The following is a 17,384-nucleotide window of genomic DNA, read 5'->3' as shown; positions in this document are numbered from 1 at the left end:
GAAGATAAATTGAAGCAGAATAGTATTAATTCTACTCTGCCGGATGCTCATGCTGCTGAGATGAAAAGTGCGGGCGCATTATGGGGAGAGGGGAATCTTACACACTTATCTGCAGCTTCACCCACATACTTTGTGAAAGCCCCAACAGCTTCTTCGCATTCTGCAAGACAACAACTATTCCGTTGCTTTTTAACATTTTCACATTACAGGATGCAGGATAAAAAAGCCGCCAACAGGGCGGCTTTTCTTAAGTTAATATACCAAATATATATCAAACTTCAATCTGTATAGCTATGTCTTTCCTAAAAAACCATCGGCTTGGTTCTTGAAGAGTAAATCATTTAATCCAAAGCACTATTACTCCTGCAGATGAAATTTAGATTATTGGGCTGTATAGCCGCCATCCATTACGACGGCCTGCCCTGTAACTCCTTTAGCTTTGTCACTGGCGAGGAATACTGCGTAATCAGCGATTTCTTGCACGGCTAACAAACGTTTTTGAGGAACCAAGGGGTAAATGACTTCTTCAAACACCTTTTCTATAGAAATGCCTCTAGTCTCTGCAATATCTTGTAACTGGTTTTGTACCAATGGAGTGTCGATATATCCCGGACACAAGGCATTGACAGTAATTCCGTATTCCGCTCCTTCTAATGCTGATACTTTAGTTAAACCGATCAAACCGTGTTTAGCGCTGCAATAAGCTGCTTTCCCTGCAAAACCAATTAAACCATTTATGGAAGCCATATTGATGATGCGGCCAAATTTTTGTTTTTTCATCAAAGGGAACGCTCTTTTTGTCGCACTAAAAGGAGCAGTAAGCATTAATTTCAGCATAAATTCAAATTTATCAGTCGGGAAGTTTTCTATATCGGACACATGCTGAATCCCCGCATTGTTTACCAGAATATCCAATCGCCCAAAGGTTTCAAGTGTCTTAGAGAAACTTTTTTCAACTTGTTCTTCGTTTGTTACATCACAAACCGCAGGCAGGACTTCATATCCTTGTCCCTTAAGTTCCTCAGCTGCATGATGCACGGCTTTTTCGTTCAAATCGGAAATTACCACTTTTGCGCCTTCTTTAGCGAATTCACGTGCAATTTCTAAACCAATTCCGCTAGCCGCGCCTGTCACAAGAGCAACTTTACTTTCTAATAATTTACTCATAGTAACCCCTCCAGGAAACATTTTGGTCTCCTAAAAGTTTACACCCGGCAGTTGTATAAGTAAAATGAATAAAAAGAATATAATGTATTCGTTAAACTTATGGAATGGAGAACATACGATGGATATACGCCAAATCACATACTTTCTTGAAGTTGCTAAATCCAACAGTTTTACTAAGGCATCAGAAAATCTGCATTTGTCACAGCCTGCCTTAAGTAAGATGGTTAAAAGTTTGGAAGAGGAATTAAAGGTTGAGCTCATTGATCGATCCGCTAGACAAATCGCTTTGACAGATGCGGGCGAAATTGTATTTGAGCAAGGCCAAATGATTATGAAGTCATTAGATGACTTGTCGACGAACTTATACGATCTTTTGCATTTAAAAAAAGGAAAAGTGAAAATTGGAATACCGCCGCTGATCGGTGTCTTGTTTTTTCCTAAAATCATTAGAGGGTTTAAACAATTGTATCCTGATGTGAACATCAAGCTGATAGAACATGGAGGAAACAAGGTGAAAAAGGAGGTTGAAGATGGAGTACTGGATCTTGGCGTGGTTATTGAACCAGTGGACAAAGAGCAGTTTGATATCATTCCATTGCTTAATGAAGAACTGATGCTCTTCGTTCATTCCGCTCACCCGCTTGTTCATAAAGAGATTGTGGAAATGCAAGACTTGAAAAATGAACCTTTCATCCTGTTTAGTGAAGACTTTTCTCTTCACGATCGGATTATTCAGGAGTGTATTAGAGCCGGTTTTCGTCCAAATATTGTTTATGAAAGTTCTCAATGGGATTTTATCAGCGAAATGATTGGAGAAGAACTAGGTATTTCCATTTTCCCTCAGTCGATAGTGAAAAAGACTGATCAAAGTTTAGTTAAGGCAATCTCCATTGTTAACCCATCCATTCCTTGGAAAGTGGCGATTATTTTAAAAAAAGGAAAATACGTTTCACACGCAGTACGCGAATTTATCCGGTATATTTCATCTTTTTGTAAGAGTAATTACGTAGACTAAGATCACTCATGAAAAAAATGAATGGTTTTTATAGTTTTTATGTATTTTACGGTTAGAGAGGGCTGCGATATATTATCTTATGTCAGGAAATAAGTACCTTTCAGGAGGAATTTCAAATGGATCAAAGCCGTTACCAGCAAGGTTTAGACAAATTAATGGAGTACACTTTAACAAGCGATGATAAAATTTCTACGCATTTAAAGATTTCTGAAGACTTGAAAGATATCGCTCCAGATGTAAGTAAGTACATTATAGAATTTGCTTACGGAGATATATATTCACGACCGGGATTAACCAATCAACAACGTGCGCTTGTTACCATTTCATCCCTTGTAACGCAAGGAACCGAGCCGCAGCTTGAACTTCATATCAATACAGGGCTTACATCCGGATTAACACCGACTGAGATTGTAGAGAGTATCACCCAATTGGTTCCTTATACAGGCTTCCCGCGTGTACTTAATGCTCTTTCAGTGGCTAAGAAGGTGTTTGCACAGCGGCATGTAGAAAGCCATTGAGAAATAAAGAGCTTGTATGGAATGCGGGATGAAGTAGTATAAACTCATCAATAGAATATACACAAAACGACAGCCTATAAGGCTGTTTTTTAACACAAATGTCTGACCTCTTTTTTGTTTTCGGCTGATCATATGTAAAAGCGATTATATGAATCGCTTTTTGATACTTAGAAACATGCTAACCTTCGACCTCTTTATCAGTAAGCACTTTTAAAGCATTTCTTACTTTTAAGGCGAAGTTGACAGGTTTATCAATCGCTTCGAAATGAATATACATCAGTCTCGGTTTGTCAAACAGCCAGTGATTGTGTAGAGACGTTACAATCAGATCATGTTTCCGAAGAGCGCTGATAAATGGATTGATTTCTTTTTGCAGAATTACAGTTTCTCCGCTGCAAAGAGCACGGCCGTCTTTTGTCATTGATTCAAATGAAAACATTTGCGGAATGAGCAAAAATGATCTTCCGGGCCGTCCCAGTACAACCGGTTTTATATTCGTTCGTGATCTCATTACTGTACAAATTCCATTTTCAAACGTATGCATGGTTCCGCCCAGAATATCGTTGAATTCGTCACAAAGACCATGCCGTTCAATCATTTCCCCGTCAGTTTTTGGTACCGCACGCACAGTTTTAGCAGTCAGAACTCTTAGGGCCTCTCTTACTTTTCTTGCAAAATTGAGAGGTTTGTCAATTGATTCAAAATGCATAAACATCAGACGCGGTTTATCAAACAGCCAATGGTTATGAACGGCAGTTACGATGATACCGAATTTGCGCAGTTCACTCATTAATGGGTTCACTTCTTCTTGCAGTAAAACAGTCTCACCTAAACATAAGGCTCTGCCTTCCGAGTCCATGCTCTCAAATGAAAAGGCCTGAGGAATAAAAGGAAATGCCTCGGCTCTTCTTCCGAGTACCACCGGGTGAATGTTGCTTCGAAATCTTGTCGCCGTACATACGCCATTTACGACACTGGGCGTTGAATTGAGAATTCTTGCAAATTCTTTGCAGAGTCGTGATGGCTCCATACTCGTTTCTTCCACTTCATATCTCCTCCTGAAATCAATTTAAACGTACTTAATAGTAAAGATATGTGAAGATAGAAAAAATGTAACGCGGCAGGAGTCCATAATAGAGAGAATCAGCTTTTTTCACCATCTCTTCAACTGTTAATTATTAATAGATTTTAATCGGACTATTTAAGATGTGATAAAAGCCTTCCGCATGTGTTTGTCCATTCAGTTTACATTGGGTGATGCCTTTTTCTTTTACCATGTTTTCTCATTCGCTTATGATTACTTTGCCCAACCCGTATTTACGGTAAGGTTTCAGGATGCAGATTCGTTCGAGCTTGCCTGTTTGGTTTACGATGCGGACGCGTCCTGTGCCGGCAGGCTGATTTTCATGATAAACCAAGACATGCCCGCACTGTTCCTCAAGCGCATCGAACTGATCAAATTCATCGGATTCAGGTACTTGCTGTTCCTCAATGAATACTGCTTTTCTAATCTCAAGCGCTGCTTGTAAATCAATTTCTGTTGTATCCTCATGATCAACCAACCCTTTTCACATATTAGTCTGGACTGCACCGCTTGCTTGTGGTCTTATAGAAGTAACGACAAAACATTTATATTGCAAGTGCAACAAAAACATGAAGGGTTTGAAAAGATATGACTGATATTTTGCGTGAAATCGGCATGATCGCACGGGCATTGGATTCCATCAGCAATATTGAATTTAAAGAATTAGACTTAACAAAAGGGCAGTATCTCTATCTTGTGCGTATATGTGAAAACCCGGGAGTGATACAGGAAAAACTGGCGGAAATGATTAAAGTTGATCGAACAACAGCGGCGAGAGCGATCAAAAAACTGGAAATACAAGGATTTGTTGAAAAGCGTCCTGATGATCAAAATAAAAAAATAAAAAAACTTTTCCCGACCGAAAAAGGGAGAAAGGTTTATCCGTTATTGCAAAGAGAAGGAGAGCACTCTGCGGAAGTAGCCCTGTCCGGCTTTACGTCTGAGGAAAAAGAAACCATTTTCAGCCTTCTTCAGCGGGTGAGAAAAAATATAGAGCATGATTGGGAATATGTGAAGAAGGGAAACAAAAGAGACTATTAATGGATGATAATTCCTTTTACTGAATGATTGCGTTGTGAATGATTAAAGTCATAAATGGATACGTTATCTGTGAAATCTCCTTCCTCGGTTCCTGCTTCAACTAGCCGATAGGCTTATTTTTAACGAAAAGTATCAATTATGGTATATTTAAATAAGACAAAATAATTGAAGCGGGGAATGATATGAGTACAATCGAAAAACAAAGACGTAAGAAATTCAGAGCCAAATCAATCGTACGGGCCATCATGGTCATCATCGGCGGAATTATTGCCGCGTATGGACTGGAAACCGTACTGATTCCGAATAGTGTATCTGACGGCGGTGTAACCGGGCTCAGCATTGTCGGTTCACAGCTCTTTCATTTGCCTCTTGGGATCTTGATTGCGGTGATTAATATACCGTTTGTCTGGTTAGGATATAAGCAAATCGGGAAAGGTTTTGCGTTTCTATCAATTATCGGTATTGTCTCACTTGCCGCGGGCACGAGTTTTTTCCACCACACGCCGGCTATCATTGAGGGAGATACCCTGTTAATCACCGTTGTCGGCGGGATTATTCTCGGCTTGGGAATGGGATTGGCATTGCGCAACGGCGGCGCCTTAGATGGAATTGATATGCTGGCTGTGCTTCTGTCACGGAAATTGCCGTTTGGCACGAGCGATCTCATTTTATTTTTAAACATGTTTGTGTTTATTTTTGTTTCTTTTGTATTCGGGCTGCAAGGCGCATTGCTTTCCGTCATTGCTTACTACATCGCATCCAAGGTGATCCATGTGGTTGAGGAAGGCTTAAGCGGTTCTAAAACATTTCAGATTATCACCAACGAGCCTGCATTAATGGTAGAGACCATTCGTGAAGAATTGGGCCGGAGCGCTACGTATAAAGAAGCATACGGCGGTTTTTCTCATGAAAAATTCAAAGAAATCACATGTGTCATCAACCGTTTGGAAGAAACCAAACTGAAGGAAATTATTAATGACATTGATAATCAAGCCTTTGTGACGGTATATGATGTCGCTGAAGTAAAAGGCAGTAATTTCAGAAAAATCCATAATCATTAAGAAGGAGCTGCCGTTCACCGGCAGCTTTTTTTAAAAAGGAGAAAACACTTGCAAAAAAAGAATAACGGATGTATATTATTGATATATCAAACATTGACTAGTCAATTAATTGCGCAAAAGAAAGTAGGGATGGGTTTTGACAGCATGTTGTTCAGAGGAAGGCGAGATTTTGTATCAGCTCCAATCACTGCACAAAGTGATCGGCACGAAGTTTGAAGCGTGCACCGGAATCAGCCAATCCCGCCTTGAGCTTCTCGCCGTGCTTTTTTACGTCGATGAGATCAGCCAAAGCGATCTTCAGAAAAAGGTGAATATTGACGGCGCAGCTGTGACAAGACACTTGAAACAGCTTGAAGCCAAAGAAATGGTCACAAGAAGGCGGAAGCCTGAGGACAACCGAATTATACTTGTCCGGCTTACTGATCAGGGGCGGGAGAGAATTGAGGCTTCCAAAAAGGAGAAGGAGCGTTTCATAAAGGAAATGCTTGCCGGTGTCAGCGAGGAAGAACGCAGTATGTTAAAAAACGTATTGTCACAGATGCAGAATAATATAGAAAATATGAAAGCATAGGAGTGTTTTACACATGAAAACAGAACTGAAAACAAACGATTTTATGGACATTATGAAAGGCCGCCGTTCCATTCGGAATTACGATCCGGCTGTAAAAATCAGCAAAGAAGAAATGACTCAAATATTGGAAGAAGCAACGACAGCGCCGTCTTCAGTTAACGCGCAGCCATGGCGTTTCCTCGTCATTGACAGCCCTGAAGGAAAAGAAAAACTCGCGCCGCTTGCCAGCTTTAACCAAACACAGGTCAGCACATCATCTGCGGTGATCGCGGTTTTCGCAGATATGAACAGTGATGACTATTTAGAAGAAATTTATTCAAAAGCGGTCGAGCTGGGCTACATGCCGCAGGAAGTAAAAGACAGACAAATCGCTGCGTTGACGGCGCATTTTGAAAAACTGCCGGAGCAAGTGAACCGTGAAACGATTCTGATCGACGGAGGTCTTGTTTCCATGCAGCTGATGCTTACGGCACGCGCGCACGGCTATGATACAAACCCGATCGGCGGCTATGATAAAGAAAAGATTGCCGAGGTTTTCGGAATGGATAAAGAGCGTTATGTACCGGTCATGCTGTTATCAATCGGAAAAGCGGCAGACGAAGGATATGCTTCCTACCGTCTTCCTATCGAAACAATCGCACAATGGAAATAAGGTTGAAGTGAAGCTGAGAGGAGAGGGACAGTGGACATAATTGCGGCTGTTTTCGTCGGAATTGTAGCTTTAGAACATATATTTATCATGATACTTGAAATGTTTTTTATCAATTCGAAGGCTGCCAAGCGGTCTTTCAAATTGCCGAAGCATTTAGAAGGTGATCGGAATGTGGCGGTCATGTTTGCAAATCAAGGTCTGTATAATGGATTTCTGGCTGCCGGCCTCATTTGGGGACTGATCCTCGGAGCTGATCCGATTGGCCATATGATTCAAATGTTTTTCGTCATCTGTGTGGTCATCGCGGCCATTTTCGGAGGCTTTACTTCAAACAAATCAATTATCGTAAAACAAGGACTTCCGGCTGTTTTAGCGCTTATTTTTCTTTTATTGGCGTAGCAGACGGAGTGAGTGAGGGCTTCCGGAAAGGAAGCCCTCTTTTTTTATTCTGTTTTGAAAATCATTTCTTATATACATCACTATAGATTGGGGATGTCAAATCAGCTGTTACTCCTTCTTAATTGTTATTTGCTGAAAGTCTTCTTTCTGCTAATAAAGCCTAATAGATGGAGTGGATTCCATGTCAATCTGTTTTTTTAAAAAAAGCTGATCGGCAAATATGGTATGATTTACATAATCAGGGAGTGGGGTTGCAGAGGATGAATATGAAGAGAGCGTATTACGCTATTTTATACAGCCAGACCGCTATCAACTTGGGGTTTTCACTTTATACGATGGCCGTCATCTTGTTTTTGTTTACAAAAACCGGTTCGACGGCGATGGCCTCTCTTATGACGCTCGTCAGCATTGTATGCCGCGTATTGGGCAGCGCCGTTTTGCCGCTGGTCACCGGTCGGTTCACGCTTCGTTCTTTGTTAATCAGTTCTCAATTGATACAGATCACACTGTTAGTCTGTTTGTTTTTTGTCATCCAAACCGGTTCATCCGCATTCTTTTTTCTGCTGTTTTGTCTGATCGGAGGCATTTCTTTTTGCAACGGATGGTTTGCTCCGATAAAAAGCGCGCTGATTGGGGAAATCATTCCTCCTGATCGAAGGGCGAAAGCGAACAGTTTATTATCGGCGGCGGATCAGACCGTTCAGTTTGCGGGGTGGTCTCTGGGCGGCGTCATCATAGCGTTCCTGGGAGAGAGCGATACAATGATCGTCACTGTCATGTTATTGGTTTCTTCGGTGTTGGGCATCATTCTGTTTCTTCAAGTACGCATGTGTGCGCCGGCAGCAGTCAGGGAAAGTTCCCTTTTTGCAGATGCGGCAAGCGGCTGGGTGTATTTATTTCAGCAAAAACAGCTCAAGGTTCTCATTGTGATGGATGTGATCGAATCGTGGGCAGGCATGATATGGATCGGGTCTGTGTCCTTAACTTATGTGCATGACGTCCTTCATAAAGGAGAGGCTTGGTGGGGGTATGTCAACGGAGTCTATTATGCAGGGACGATGATCGGCGGACTGATCATCTATAAGTTATCCGGTAAGCTTCAGCATCATCTCATTCCGCTTATGCTGACGGGAGCCTTGGCATATGGAATGTTCACGTTTATTTACGGGCTGATCACAAGCGCCGTTACGGCCCTTTTTCTGGTGCTGTGTATGGGGCCGGCTTGTGTATTACGAGATCTCACGCAGGAAACATTACTTCAAAATATCACGACCGAAAAGACACGGGTCAATATATTAGCGGCGAGATCAGCTTTAGTTCAGTTCATTTTTATGTTTTCCATTATCGGAACGGGGATTATCTCGGATGTATTCGGCGTGCGGTTTATTTATATTGGCGCAGGCCTTCTCTTATTAATTTCGGCTTTTATCGGATTTTCTCAGCTGCGAATGAAGAAAATGGTACAGAGCGGCATGTAGTGTAGTATAATTAGGAACGTACGTTCTATATCGAGAGAGGAGAGGGTAATGTGGGACATCTGGCACTGCAATTGTATGATTATCATCTTTGGGCAAATCAGCAAATATTCACCCGGCTTAAAGAGCTTCCGGAGGATGTGTACCGTAAGGAGATTCAAAGTGTCTTTCCGTCGATAGCCGGTGTATTGACTCATGTGTATCTGTCGGATAAGGGGTGGTTTGATGTGTTCTCCGAAGAGCGTCTGGAGGATACGCTGAAATCAGCTGAACAGCAAAAAGAGGACATCTTGTCTAAAGAGATAGAAGAGCTGGAAGATCTATTTTTGGAATTATCAGACCGATATCGACTATTTTTGCAAAAGGAGGAAAATATCAGTCTCCCCCTTGAAATAGAGCATCCGTCAGGTGACATCATGAAAACCGCAGCGGCCGATATGATCCTCCATGTTGTGAACCACGGAACGTATCACCGCGGGAATATAACAGCCATGCTCAGACAGATGGGGTATGCTTCTGTGCCGACGGATTACGGTATTTATTTATATATAAACAAAAAGTAAACAAGACAGCCAACGCGGCTGTCTTGTGATATCCGTAAAAGAGCCAAATCATATGAGTGATTTGGCTTTTTCGTTTGCTATGCCATGTTTTGCAGCCGTTCTAAACTGTTTTTCCAATTCGCTTCAATCGCTGTAAAAGCAGCGGCGGCATCTTGCTGTTCTAATGCGTGAATGATATCAGAGTGTTCATTATATGATCTGTTTAAAGCGCCATTTTCACTGAAATAGCGGATTTCCAGTCTCTGAATTTTGACTTTCAGGCTTACTAGCAATTTGTGAAGTTCAGCGTTGTCCGCAAGCAGAATGATGCGATGGTGAAATGCATTATCCGCTTCCAGAACGGCCATTTTATCGCCGTCTTTCATCGTTTGAAGAAGATTTTCATTCAGCTGTTTCAATTCTTGAATCACGGCATCGTCCATACGCGGGAGGGCTTGCTGCAATGCGAGTTTCTCAAGCGTCCAGACGATGGAATACAAGTTTTCCGCTTCTTTTAACTCAATCGGAGCGACAAGTGTCCATCTGTTCGCTTTTGTTATCACCAAGCCGTCATCTTCCAGCCGCAATAAGGCTTCCCGTATCGGGGTGCGGCTGATTCCCAATGTTTCCGACAAATCCTTGTCCTTTAACTTTGTTTCCGGTTTGAGCTTGCCCGTTATGATCCAGTTTCTGAGTGTGCGATACACTTCGTCCCGCATGATGGTTCTTTTCAGCACAGGTTCTTTGTTTTGATTATCCAATGGAACACCTCATGAATCGTAGTATACATATTTGCATTTTACCACAGTCCGGGCGCCGGTTAGAAATGAAGAGGGACGTCTAAGAATGAATCGAACCGAGATGCTTCATCTCAATATGCTGAAAGTCAGCGGAGCCGCCTTCAGAAAAGAGCGTGATTCCCTGATCTTCGTGTTTTGGGAACACTTCATTTGTCAAAACGGTTTTTCCGTCGTCTGCAAATACTTCAATACTGGTTTTATCCACGAGAATTTTCAGATGGACGCGCCCTTTGTTTCCGTCAAATGGAGCTTTGCTTTCGACGTATGCGCCGGTTTTATCAGGCTGGTCTGTAAACGATCTGTTCACATAGGCACAGCCGTCTTCTGCTGAAATACCGACATCAATATGCCGGCTTTGGTCTGCTGATTCTCTGAGTCTGACGCCTGCATTTTTGATATCTGACCAAGCGATATCCATATCAAGCTGATATGTATCACCTTTGATCGGCAGTGTCTCTGAACCGTTCACCTGTTTGTGTTCTATGCTGTCAGTTGAAGAAGTTAATTGGTTCAATGCTTCAATCGGCTCTGACACAAGGCTGTATGTGCCGCCGTCCTGCTGCTGAAGACGGATTTCACGGACGATAGAATCCGTGCCGTTAAAGCCGTTTTTTAGTGTCGGTGTTTCATTCGGATAATCCCAATTGTTCATCCATGCCAGCGCATAGCGTTTTGTCAGCGGATCTTCGCTATTACCGTCTTCAAATGTGACGCCGCCGTACCAGTCAAAGCCGTAATCAAGCCATTGCGGTTCTTCTTGATCGGCGGTAAATTCCTTCCCGTCAAAGTTTCCGGTCCAATACGCGTACGTATTCGGTTTGCCTGCGGGTTTGCCGTTTGCGCTTGCGCCCAGAACCCACTTGGCTGTGCCGTCATCTGCACGCATCATATAAAGGTCGGGGCATTCGATGAGGCCGATCTGCTGAGTGATAAAACCGCCCGTGTATTTCCAATTTTTTAAATCGGGTGATTCATAAAAACCGATTTTTTCTCCTTCGGCCATGGCCATCACCCATTTGTCATCCTGTTCATCCCAGATCACTTTCGGGTCCCGGAAATCCTTAGTTCCCGGGTTTTTCATAACGGGCTGATCACTATAGGAAGTAAACGTTTTTCCTTTATCCGTGCTGTACCATAAATATTGTTCCTGGGCTTTTGTTTTGGCTGTCGGCTGCGTTGTGACGGCGACCAGCGCGTTTTTGCCGAAGCCCGCGGTGTTGTGTTTATAAATGACGACAGAACCGGACCAGATATCGCCGTTTTCGTTGGTGTATTTCGGAATAGCCGTGCCTTCGTCCGTCCAGTGCACCAAGTCCTCTGATACGGCGTGCCGCCATTCTGTGCCGTTGCCGTTCGGGTAATCCCGATTATAAAGATAGTAGTAATGATATTTCCCCTCGAAAAAAATGGGCTTTTGAGGGTCGTTTTTCCATTTGTCCGGAGTCGTAAAATGATACGCCGCCCGGTAATCCTTCTTATGCTCCGTGTTGTTTGTGTCAGAGGAATTGTGGTTTTTGTTCGGCAGTAAGCCGACAAACAGGAACGCACCCAAAAAGATCAATATTACAACGGGCCATTTTCGTGCCATGATTGAATTCACCATCTTATTGAGAAATAAAAGAAAATGCCAATGAAGTATCGGCATTTTCTTTTTGTTGTTATTAGTTGTTAACCGTAAGCTGTCCTTGTTCAAGGATGCTGTTTTTAACAACGGATGTTTTCTTGCCTTTGATGTTCATTAAGAAGCTTGGCGCAAATGTCGCCTTTTTATCCTCAAAGAAGCCTCTGTTTGTCATGTAGCTTGTGATCACGACATTGTTGCCTTTGGCTTGCGGCACTGCGAAGTGAGAGTAAGTGAACGTTACATCGTTAGGATCAAGACCCATTTGCAGGACAAGACCAGTTTTGTTCAGCGGCTTGTAAGGACCTGTTAAAGAGTTTGATACATAACCAAGCATGTAAATATCGTTTGAGTTAATACCGTCGATCGTCATTTTTGAACCGCGTGAATCAGTGAACAGGTACCATTTGCCGTTCATTTTGAAAATATTCGCGCGCTCGATTTCATCAGTTACCGTGTTTGAAGTGATCAGCGGCTTCATGACTTTTTTCAATGTGTAATCATCGTTTAACTCTACCATACCGAGGGCGCCGTTCGCTAATTCAGCATCGCGTTTTTTAGCGCTTTGCTGAAGCTTCTGACTTTCTTTACGGAAGAAGTTTGTGCTGCCGCCGTAGTACGCTTTGTTAAATAAAGATTCTTCGCCTTGGTATCCGTTTTCTGTTCCCGTGTTGGCTTCGAATACAAGGTATTTATGTCCTTTGTCTTCAACGTAGTGAGGGTCTCTCAGCGTATGGTTGTCGCCGGATGTATAGTTCCCTTCATCGATAAACTGCTGAACGTTTTGATATGTTTTTCCGTCGCCGTCAAAAATCGTTTTATGATCTTCCACTCCGTTGATCTTGAGCGTGTCATCAGATTTTGACACATTTACCTGCGCCGTTGTCAGGCTTTGTTTGCCGTAATGTTTACCGGAAAAGTCAGTGTAGAATAAACGGATTTTTCCGTCAGATGTAAAGGTTGCAGAACCGGACCATTCTTGTGTCTGTTCTTTCAGGATTTCATCGTTGGCGTCGAACTTATCGCTGTCTTTAAAGACACGGCCCGCGTTTTTCCAGCTGTCGATCGAGTTGTCGCCGACTTTTTGGTAAAACATGTAGATGGATGTGTCATCAGCGTCTTTCGGGCTTCCGGCAAGAGCAAACACGACGTGATAGCCGTTGTATTCAGCTACTGTTCCGTCAGCGTTTTGGAGCGGCCAGCTGTCCCACACATCCAGTCCTTTCGCGGACTCGATATTTTTAATTGTTGATGGGTCGAATTGAGGCACTTGGTATTTTTCACTTTGCTGCTGTTTAGGGATCTGCAGCATATCATGGCGTGTGATATGAGAGACGCCGTACGTTTCTTTGTAAGGTTTTTGGGTATTTTCTTTCGCGAAGGCTTGAGTCGCTCCCCCTGCCAGAAGTGCAGTCGTAAAAGTTAGAACTGTGGCTCGTTTTGCAAATTTTTTGATGTTCATGTTCATGTCTCCTTTTGTATGTACCTTTTTTTGCGATCTGCCGATTCGATCCTCCTGCATTCATGGATGACAGGTTTGTTACAGAAAAAAAGACCTAAAATATGTATGGGGTGACGCCAAAGAATACACTTTGCCCTTAACACATTTTAGGTCTTGCCTGCTTTATCAGTAACAATCCTGCATGATTTACTTGTCGACATCATTCTATTAGACTCTGATTCTATTGACAACTGGTCTATTTTCCTCTTTTGGATGATAGTAAAATGAAAAAAGGCCTTTTAATATATGGGTAATTGAGCCTAAGGGGTGCTCTGGCCCTAGGAAAAAACCTCTCTAAAAAAGAGAGGTTATTTTTTCTTGATAGATAATAAAGCGATGGTGGTTAAAATCAGCAAAGTACCCAGCCATTCTGATATTCCGAAGGGAACATGCAGCCAGATAACAGTTAAAAAAGCTGCCGACAGCGGCTCTGCACAGGCGAGCAGGCTGGTTTCAGAGGCACTCAGATATTTCAGGCTTTCCAAGTAGCAATAAAAAGCGATGAGCGTTCCGAAAATGATGATAAACACAATCGCGGCATATGCAGGAAAGGACCACTCGCCTTCAAATGTCCAGGGCGGGCGGATCAAGCTGAGGGCGGCTCCGCCGATCAGCATGCCCCATCCTACAACAATGGCGGATCCCCATTTCTTCAGCAGACGATGCGGCTGAAGGGTGTAAAACGCCAGTGCAAACGCCGAACTGATTCCCCAAAAGACGGCCAGACCGGATATGGACAGGCTTCCGACATTACCGTGCGTGACCAAAATGAATGTGCCGGCAACCGCCAATAAGACGGCGAGCAGCTCTTTTCCTGAAGGAATTCTCTTTGCGCGAATCGCTAAAAAGCATGTAATGATCGCCGGTCCTAAATACTGAAGAACGGTAGCTGTTGCCGCGTTGCCATGCTCAATTGCCGCGAAGTAGGTGTATTGAACACCTAACATTCCGAAAATCCCGAATAAAAGAAGGGGAATTCTGTCCTGTCTGTCTTTCCAAACAGCCCATATCCGTCCTTTTTCTTTGAGGTACGCGATTCCGAGCAGAAGCGCCCCTGACACCAGAAGGCGCACCGAAGTCAGCCATTCTGTATTAAAATGGCGGTGCTGGAACAGATACTGGGCAACCGTTCCCGAGACCCCCCATAAGATAGCTCCTGTAAGCACAAGCCAAATGCCTGTTGTTCGTGAATAAGAAAGAGCAGCGTGTTTTTCCAGGATAGACACCCCCGATTCTGATGTTGTGATAGCAACTTACAATAATTAGAAAAAAGAACGCCTTACATGTGATATATTATATATTGTATATTAATAGGCGTCAAAATAATTTTAGAGTAAGCGCTTACAAAACGGACGTCTGATGAAAGAGCAGAAAAAAACACCCCGGCTGGTTGCCGGGGTGTTTTGGTTATTCTGCAATCGCGTCTGTTAAAACAGGAACGACTTGTTTCTTTCTGGATACGACGCCTTTTAAAAGGGCCGTGTTGTTTTCTAACGTCACGTTGAATGCTTTTTCCACTTTTGACGCTTGATCACCGATGGCAAGCGCAAGGGAATCGTTTTCCAGAATATCCGTAATCACGAGAAGGAAGAGGTCAAGGTTCTTCTCGGCAATTACTTTTGAAAGAGCCGCTTCTAATTCCGGCTGCCGCTTTTTGACATCTTCAATATCAACTGTGTTGACTTGGGCGATTTCGACTTTTTTGCTGCCGAGCGTGAACTCTTTCGCATCAAGAGAAATCAGTTCTTCCACAGTTTTTTTGCTTAAGTCGGCGCCCGCTTTCAGCATGTTTAAGCCGTACTCTTCCGCATCTACGCCGGCAATTTCAGCAAGCTCTTTTGCCGCTGCGATATCTTGCTCCGTGCAAGTCGGAGATTTAAATAACAGAGAGTCGGAAATGATTGCTGACAGCATGAGGCCCGCAATTTCTTTCTCGATTTTCACGTTATTTTCTTTGTACATTTTGTTTAAGATCGTAGCCGTACAGCCGACCGGCTCAGCACGGTAGTAAAGAGGTTCCGCTGTTTCGAAGTTGGCGATACGGTGGTGGTCGATCACTTCAAGAACCTGAACGTCTTCGATATCTTTGATGCTTTGCTGGCGTTCATTGTGGTCAACAAGGATGACGCCGTTTACTTCGTTTGCGGCTGTTTCCACCAAACGCGGGCTTTCGTGCTTGAAATAATCAAGCGCGTATTGTGTTTCGCCGTTGACTTGTCCAAGGCGGACGGGCTCAGCATTGAAGCCGAGTTTATTTTTTAGATCAGCGTAGGCAATGGCAGAGCAAATGGTATCTGTGTCTGGGTTTTGATGTCCGAAAATAAGAATTTTTTCCATAATAACTCCTTGTCCTTTTTTGTAGTGTAAACAATCTTTTTATAGTTTAACACGTCTTGCGGAGGGTGTAATCTTCAAAACCTTAAAAATTGATGTGAAAAAGAAGCATTTTTGTTGAGCGGTGAGGAGGATTGCGAGTAAAATACTGGGTAAGTCAGATGCTAATCAGCATATAGTATCAAAAAAGGTACTATGGAGGATGAAAAATGAACATATATCCGAATAAAGAAGGTTGTCCGGTTGAACTGACGCTTTCTGTTATCGGCGGAAAGTGGAAGGGTATTTTGTTTTATCATATGATCGGCGGAAAAAAGCGGTTTAATGAGTTTCGGCGCATTTGCCCCAGCATTACGCAGCGTATGCTGACGCTTCAGCTTCGCGAGCTTGAGGCGGACGGCATCGTGCATCGCGAGGTATATCAGCAGGTGCCTCCAAAGGTGGAGTATTCTCTTACCGAATTCGGCAGGTCGCTGGAACCGATCGTTTTGCAAATGAAGAAATGGGGAGATGCCAACCGGGAGTTTCTCGAGACATACCGGGAAAAAACGTCGCCTCAAGATCAGTCCGCTCAAAAATAAGAAGCAGCAAAGGATTAAATTCCTTGCTGCTTTTTTTTATTTCATCGCGATGGCTTTTCTGGCGTTGCGCACATCATTCTTCAGCAATTCGCTCAGGTTGTAAGCAGGATATTGACCGCGTTCTTCCATATACTCAAAGACCATTTGATGCCACTTGATAGCCGCGTTTAAGTGCTTGACGAAAACGTGTCTTAATTGGGGGGTGGCCGTCTCTGTAATGGCTCCGGCGTAATTGCGCACAGACGTTTTGGCCATGCTCAGCAGGCCGCCGCTGTAAAACGCGGAATCAGCGCGCTCTTCTGTTTCATCCTCACGAAAAGCGGGAGCTTCAGGGAAGAAAGGAAGCAGTTCACGCAGATTTTGTTCCAGCGAATGGATGGAAAATCGGTAAAGCTGTTTTAATCTGGCATCGCTTACGTCCCGCTCTGTTCTTTTTAATTTCACAAGTCCGTTTGCCTGGAAAGCCACTAACTCATGCAGTTCTAACGTTTCATGCCATGCTAATGTTCTCCGCTCGGTCATAGTGTAAGAATCTCCTTTATCCTTCATTTTCACTTTCAGCATATGCCCCGGTCCCGATGTTGTTCCTGATGTTTTGAAGTTTCCAGAAAGGGAAACTCAATGTAAAGGAAATACGAAATAGAGGTGAAACTATATGTGGGACATGATAAAGAACTTCTTCCTTTTCAGCAGCGGGGTTTTACAGGCGACCACTCTCTTACTTATCGTTATCGTCTTGTTATATGTACGAAAAACCAAAAAGAAAAACAGAGATACTTCTGGTTTCATGGATGATCAGGATCACTGATACAACGGGCATTCTTTCACGGGGATGTCCGTTTGTCTGTTTTCATGTTTCACATGGAACATTGCGGCTGTCCGCGCTCATTTTACTTGCGATTTCGACTTATGTTAAAATATATACGTGTATTTTGGAGAGTTTATGGAAAATTCAGGTCTTGAAAGAGACATTGCGGCGTCAAAAGAGCAGTCGTCTAAGCTGCTCTTTTCTATTCGTATGT

Annotated in this window: 19 protein-coding genes and 1 pseudogene; 11 read left to right on the top strand and 9 right to left on the bottom strand. The window is 43.2% G+C overall.

What is annotated here, in order from left to right:
* Positions 1–381: 381 nt before the first annotated feature.
* Complete coding sequence (locus AC2CGA_RS11500; RefSeq protein ID WP_109567583.1) at positions 382–1,167, bottom strand: 3-hydroxybutyrate dehydrogenase; 786 nt, start codon at positions 1,165–1,167, stop codon at positions 382–384.
* A gap of 118 nt (positions 1,168–1,285) precedes the next feature.
* On the opposite strand from AC2CGA_RS11500, the gene AC2CGA_RS11495 reads away from it, so the two are divergent.
* Both AC2CGA_RS11495 and AC2CGA_RS11490 read left to right on the top strand, forming a co-directional pair.
* Positions 1,286–2,182 carry a LysR family transcriptional regulator gene (locus tag AC2CGA_RS11495; protein ID WP_004393027.1) on the top strand — a complete coding sequence of 299 codons (897 nt, stop codon included), beginning with the start codon at positions 1,286–1,288 and terminating at the stop codon, positions 2,180–2,182.
* Between the two features lie 116 nt (positions 2,183–2,298).
* The gene (locus tag AC2CGA_RS11490) at positions 2,299–2,700 is read left to right on the top strand and encodes a carboxymuconolactone decarboxylase family protein (RefSeq protein ID WP_007615035.1); all 402 of its coding nucleotides are present in this window, start codon (positions 2,299–2,301) and stop codon (positions 2,698–2,700) included.
* A 178-nt stretch (positions 2,701–2,878) separates the two neighbouring features.
* Here the strand turns inward: AC2CGA_RS11490 and AC2CGA_RS11485 are convergent, their stop codons facing one another.
* Entirely contained in the window at positions 2,879–3,745 is an 867-nt protein-coding gene (locus tag AC2CGA_RS11485) for a DUF1259 domain-containing protein (protein WP_004393029.1), read from the bottom strand.
* A gap of 133 nt (positions 3,746–3,878) precedes the next feature.
* Positions 3,879–4,262: pseudogene (locus AC2CGA_RS11480) on the bottom strand (GNAT family N-acetyltransferase).
* 110 nt (positions 4,263–4,372) lie between these two features.
* Here AC2CGA_RS11480 and AC2CGA_RS11475 point away from each other — a divergent pair.
* The 7 genes from AC2CGA_RS11475 (at position 4,373) to AC2CGA_RS11445 (ending at position 9,546) form a co-directional block, all read left to right on the top strand.
* Positions 4,373–4,825, top strand: coding sequence for a MarR family winged helix-turn-helix transcriptional regulator (locus AC2CGA_RS11475; RefSeq protein ID WP_014306189.1), 453 nt, complete (start codon positions 4,373–4,375; stop codon positions 4,823–4,825).
* 182 nt (positions 4,826–5,007) lie between these two features.
* Positions 5,008–5,886 (top strand): YitT family protein, encoded by an 879-nt coding sequence (locus AC2CGA_RS11470; protein ID WP_015387425.1) that lies wholly within the window; start codon positions 5,008–5,010, stop codon positions 5,884–5,886.
* Between the two features lie 136 nt (positions 5,887–6,022).
* Positions 6,023–6,457, top strand: coding sequence for a MarR family winged helix-turn-helix transcriptional regulator (locus AC2CGA_RS11465; protein WP_004393037.1), 435 nt, complete (start codon positions 6,023–6,025; stop codon positions 6,455–6,457).
* Positions 6,458–6,470: 13 nt separating this feature from the next.
* On the top strand, positions 6,471–7,109 hold the full coding sequence (locus AC2CGA_RS11460; RefSeq protein WP_004393039.1) for a nitroreductase family protein: 639 nt from the start codon (positions 6,471–6,473) through the stop codon (positions 7,107–7,109).
* A 30-nt stretch (positions 7,110–7,139) separates the two neighbouring features.
* Positions 7,140–7,508 carry a DUF1304 domain-containing protein gene (locus AC2CGA_RS11455; protein ID WP_004393040.1) on the top strand — a complete coding sequence of 123 codons (369 nt, stop codon included), beginning with the start codon at positions 7,140–7,142 and terminating at the stop codon, positions 7,506–7,508.
* A 260-nt stretch (positions 7,509–7,768) separates the two neighbouring features.
* On the top strand, positions 7,769–8,986 hold the full coding sequence (locus tag AC2CGA_RS11450) for an MFS transporter (RefSeq protein ID WP_484480200.1): 1,218 nt from the start codon (positions 7,769–7,771) through the stop codon (positions 8,984–8,986).
* Between the two features lie 50 nt (positions 8,987–9,036).
* Complete coding sequence (locus AC2CGA_RS11445) at positions 9,037–9,546, top strand: DinB family protein (RefSeq protein ID WP_088037184.1); 510 nt, start codon at positions 9,037–9,039, stop codon at positions 9,544–9,546.
* Between the two features lie 77 nt (positions 9,547–9,623).
* Here the strand turns inward: AC2CGA_RS11445 and AC2CGA_RS11440 are convergent, their stop codons facing one another.
* From AC2CGA_RS11440 to AC2CGA_RS11420, 5 genes are all read right to left on the bottom strand, one after another.
* Positions 9,624–10,286: a GntR family transcriptional regulator gene (locus AC2CGA_RS11440; RefSeq protein WP_088037185.1), complete on the bottom strand. Its 663-nt coding sequence runs from the start codon at positions 10,284–10,286 to the stop codon at positions 9,624–9,626.
* Between the two features lie 79 nt (positions 10,287–10,365).
* The gene (locus AC2CGA_RS11435) at positions 10,366–11,925 is read right to left on the bottom strand and encodes a glycoside hydrolase family 32 protein (RefSeq protein ID WP_484480199.1); all 1,560 of its coding nucleotides are present in this window, start codon (positions 11,923–11,925) and stop codon (positions 10,366–10,368) included.
* 61 nt (positions 11,926–11,986) lie between these two features.
* A complete protein-coding gene (locus AC2CGA_RS11430; RefSeq protein WP_484480198.1) occupies positions 11,987–13,408 on the bottom strand; it encodes a glycoside hydrolase family 68 protein in 1,422 nt (473 codons plus the stop codon).
* Between the two features lie 347 nt (positions 13,409–13,755).
* Positions 13,756–14,673 (bottom strand): EamA family transporter, encoded by a 918-nt coding sequence (locus AC2CGA_RS11425; protein WP_319941582.1) that lies wholly within the window; start codon positions 14,671–14,673, stop codon positions 13,756–13,758.
* Positions 14,674–14,854: 181 nt separating this feature from the next.
* Positions 14,855–15,784 (bottom strand): manganese-dependent inorganic pyrophosphatase, encoded by a 930-nt coding sequence (locus tag AC2CGA_RS11420; protein WP_024086034.1) that lies wholly within the window; start codon positions 15,782–15,784, stop codon positions 14,855–14,857.
* A 206-nt stretch (positions 15,785–15,990) separates the two neighbouring features.
* Here AC2CGA_RS11420 and AC2CGA_RS11415 point away from each other — a divergent pair, with 206 nt between their 5' ends.
* Positions 15,991–16,362, top strand: a complete 372-nt coding sequence (locus tag AC2CGA_RS11415) for a winged helix-turn-helix transcriptional regulator (RefSeq protein ID WP_004393054.1) — start codon at positions 15,991–15,993, stop codon at positions 16,360–16,362.
* Positions 16,363–16,398: 36 nt separating this feature from the next.
* Here the strand turns inward: AC2CGA_RS11415 and AC2CGA_RS11410 are convergent, their stop codons facing one another.
* Positions 16,399–16,884 carry a spore coat protein gene (locus AC2CGA_RS11410; protein ID WP_004393056.1) on the bottom strand — a complete coding sequence of 162 codons (486 nt, stop codon included), beginning with the start codon at positions 16,882–16,884 and terminating at the stop codon, positions 16,399–16,401.
* Between the two features lie 133 nt (positions 16,885–17,017).
* Here AC2CGA_RS11410 and AC2CGA_RS11405 point away from each other — a divergent pair, with 133 nt between their 5' ends.
* A complete protein-coding gene (locus AC2CGA_RS11405) occupies positions 17,018–17,170 on the top strand; it encodes a hypothetical protein (RefSeq protein WP_004393059.1) in 153 nt (50 codons plus the stop codon).
* Positions 17,171–17,384: the final 214 nt, after the last annotated feature.

Source organism: Bacillus sp. SYZHCR11, from assembly GCF_057196865.1.
Note: the sequence above shows the minus strand (reverse complement) of the source record. Positions and strands in the feature narration are given on the sequence as shown.

What these genes read in the sequence shown, in the direction of transcription:
- AC2CGA_RS11500 (WP_109567583.1), bottom strand. Translation starts at nt 1,167, where the DNA reads ATGAGTAAATTATTAGAAAGTAAAGTTGCTCTTGTGACAGGCGCGGCT.
- AC2CGA_RS11495 (WP_004393027.1), top strand. Translation starts at nt 1,286, where the DNA reads ATGGATATACGCCAAATCACATACTTTCTTGAAGTTGCTAAATCCAAC.
- AC2CGA_RS11490 (WP_007615035.1), top strand. Translation starts at nt 2,299, where the DNA reads ATGGATCAAAGCCGTTACCAGCAAGGTTTAGACAAATTAATGGAGTAC.
- AC2CGA_RS11475 (WP_014306189.1), top strand. Translation starts at nt 4,373, where the DNA reads ATGACTGATATTTTGCGTGAAATCGGCATGATCGCACGGGCATTGGAT.
- AC2CGA_RS11470 (WP_015387425.1), top strand. Translation starts at nt 5,008, where the DNA reads ATGAGTACAATCGAAAAACAAAGACGTAAGAAATTCAGAGCCAAATCA.
- AC2CGA_RS11460 (WP_004393039.1), top strand. Translation starts at nt 6,471, where the DNA reads ATGAAAACAGAACTGAAAACAAACGATTTTATGGACATTATGAAAGGC.
- AC2CGA_RS11450 (WP_484480200.1), top strand. Translation starts at nt 7,769, where the DNA reads ATGAATATGAAGAGAGCGTATTACGCTATTTTATACAGCCAGACCGCT.
- AC2CGA_RS11430 (WP_484480198.1), bottom strand. Translation starts at nt 13,408, where the DNA reads ATGAACATCAAAAAATTTGCAAAACGAGCCACAGTTCTAACTTTTACG.
- AC2CGA_RS11420 (WP_024086034.1), bottom strand. Translation starts at nt 15,784, where the DNA reads ATGGAAAAAATTCTTATTTTCGGACATCAAAACCCAGACACAGATACC.
- AC2CGA_RS11415 (WP_004393054.1), top strand. Translation starts at nt 15,991, where the DNA reads ATGAACATATATCCGAATAAAGAAGGTTGTCCGGTTGAACTGACGCTT.
- AC2CGA_RS11410 (WP_004393056.1), bottom strand. Translation starts at nt 16,884, where the DNA reads ATGACCGAGCGGAGAACATTAGCATGGCATGAAACGTTAGAACTGCAT.
- AC2CGA_RS11405 (WP_004393059.1), top strand. Translation starts at nt 17,018, where the DNA reads ATGTGGGACATGATAAAGAACTTCTTCCTTTTCAGCAGCGGGGTTTTA.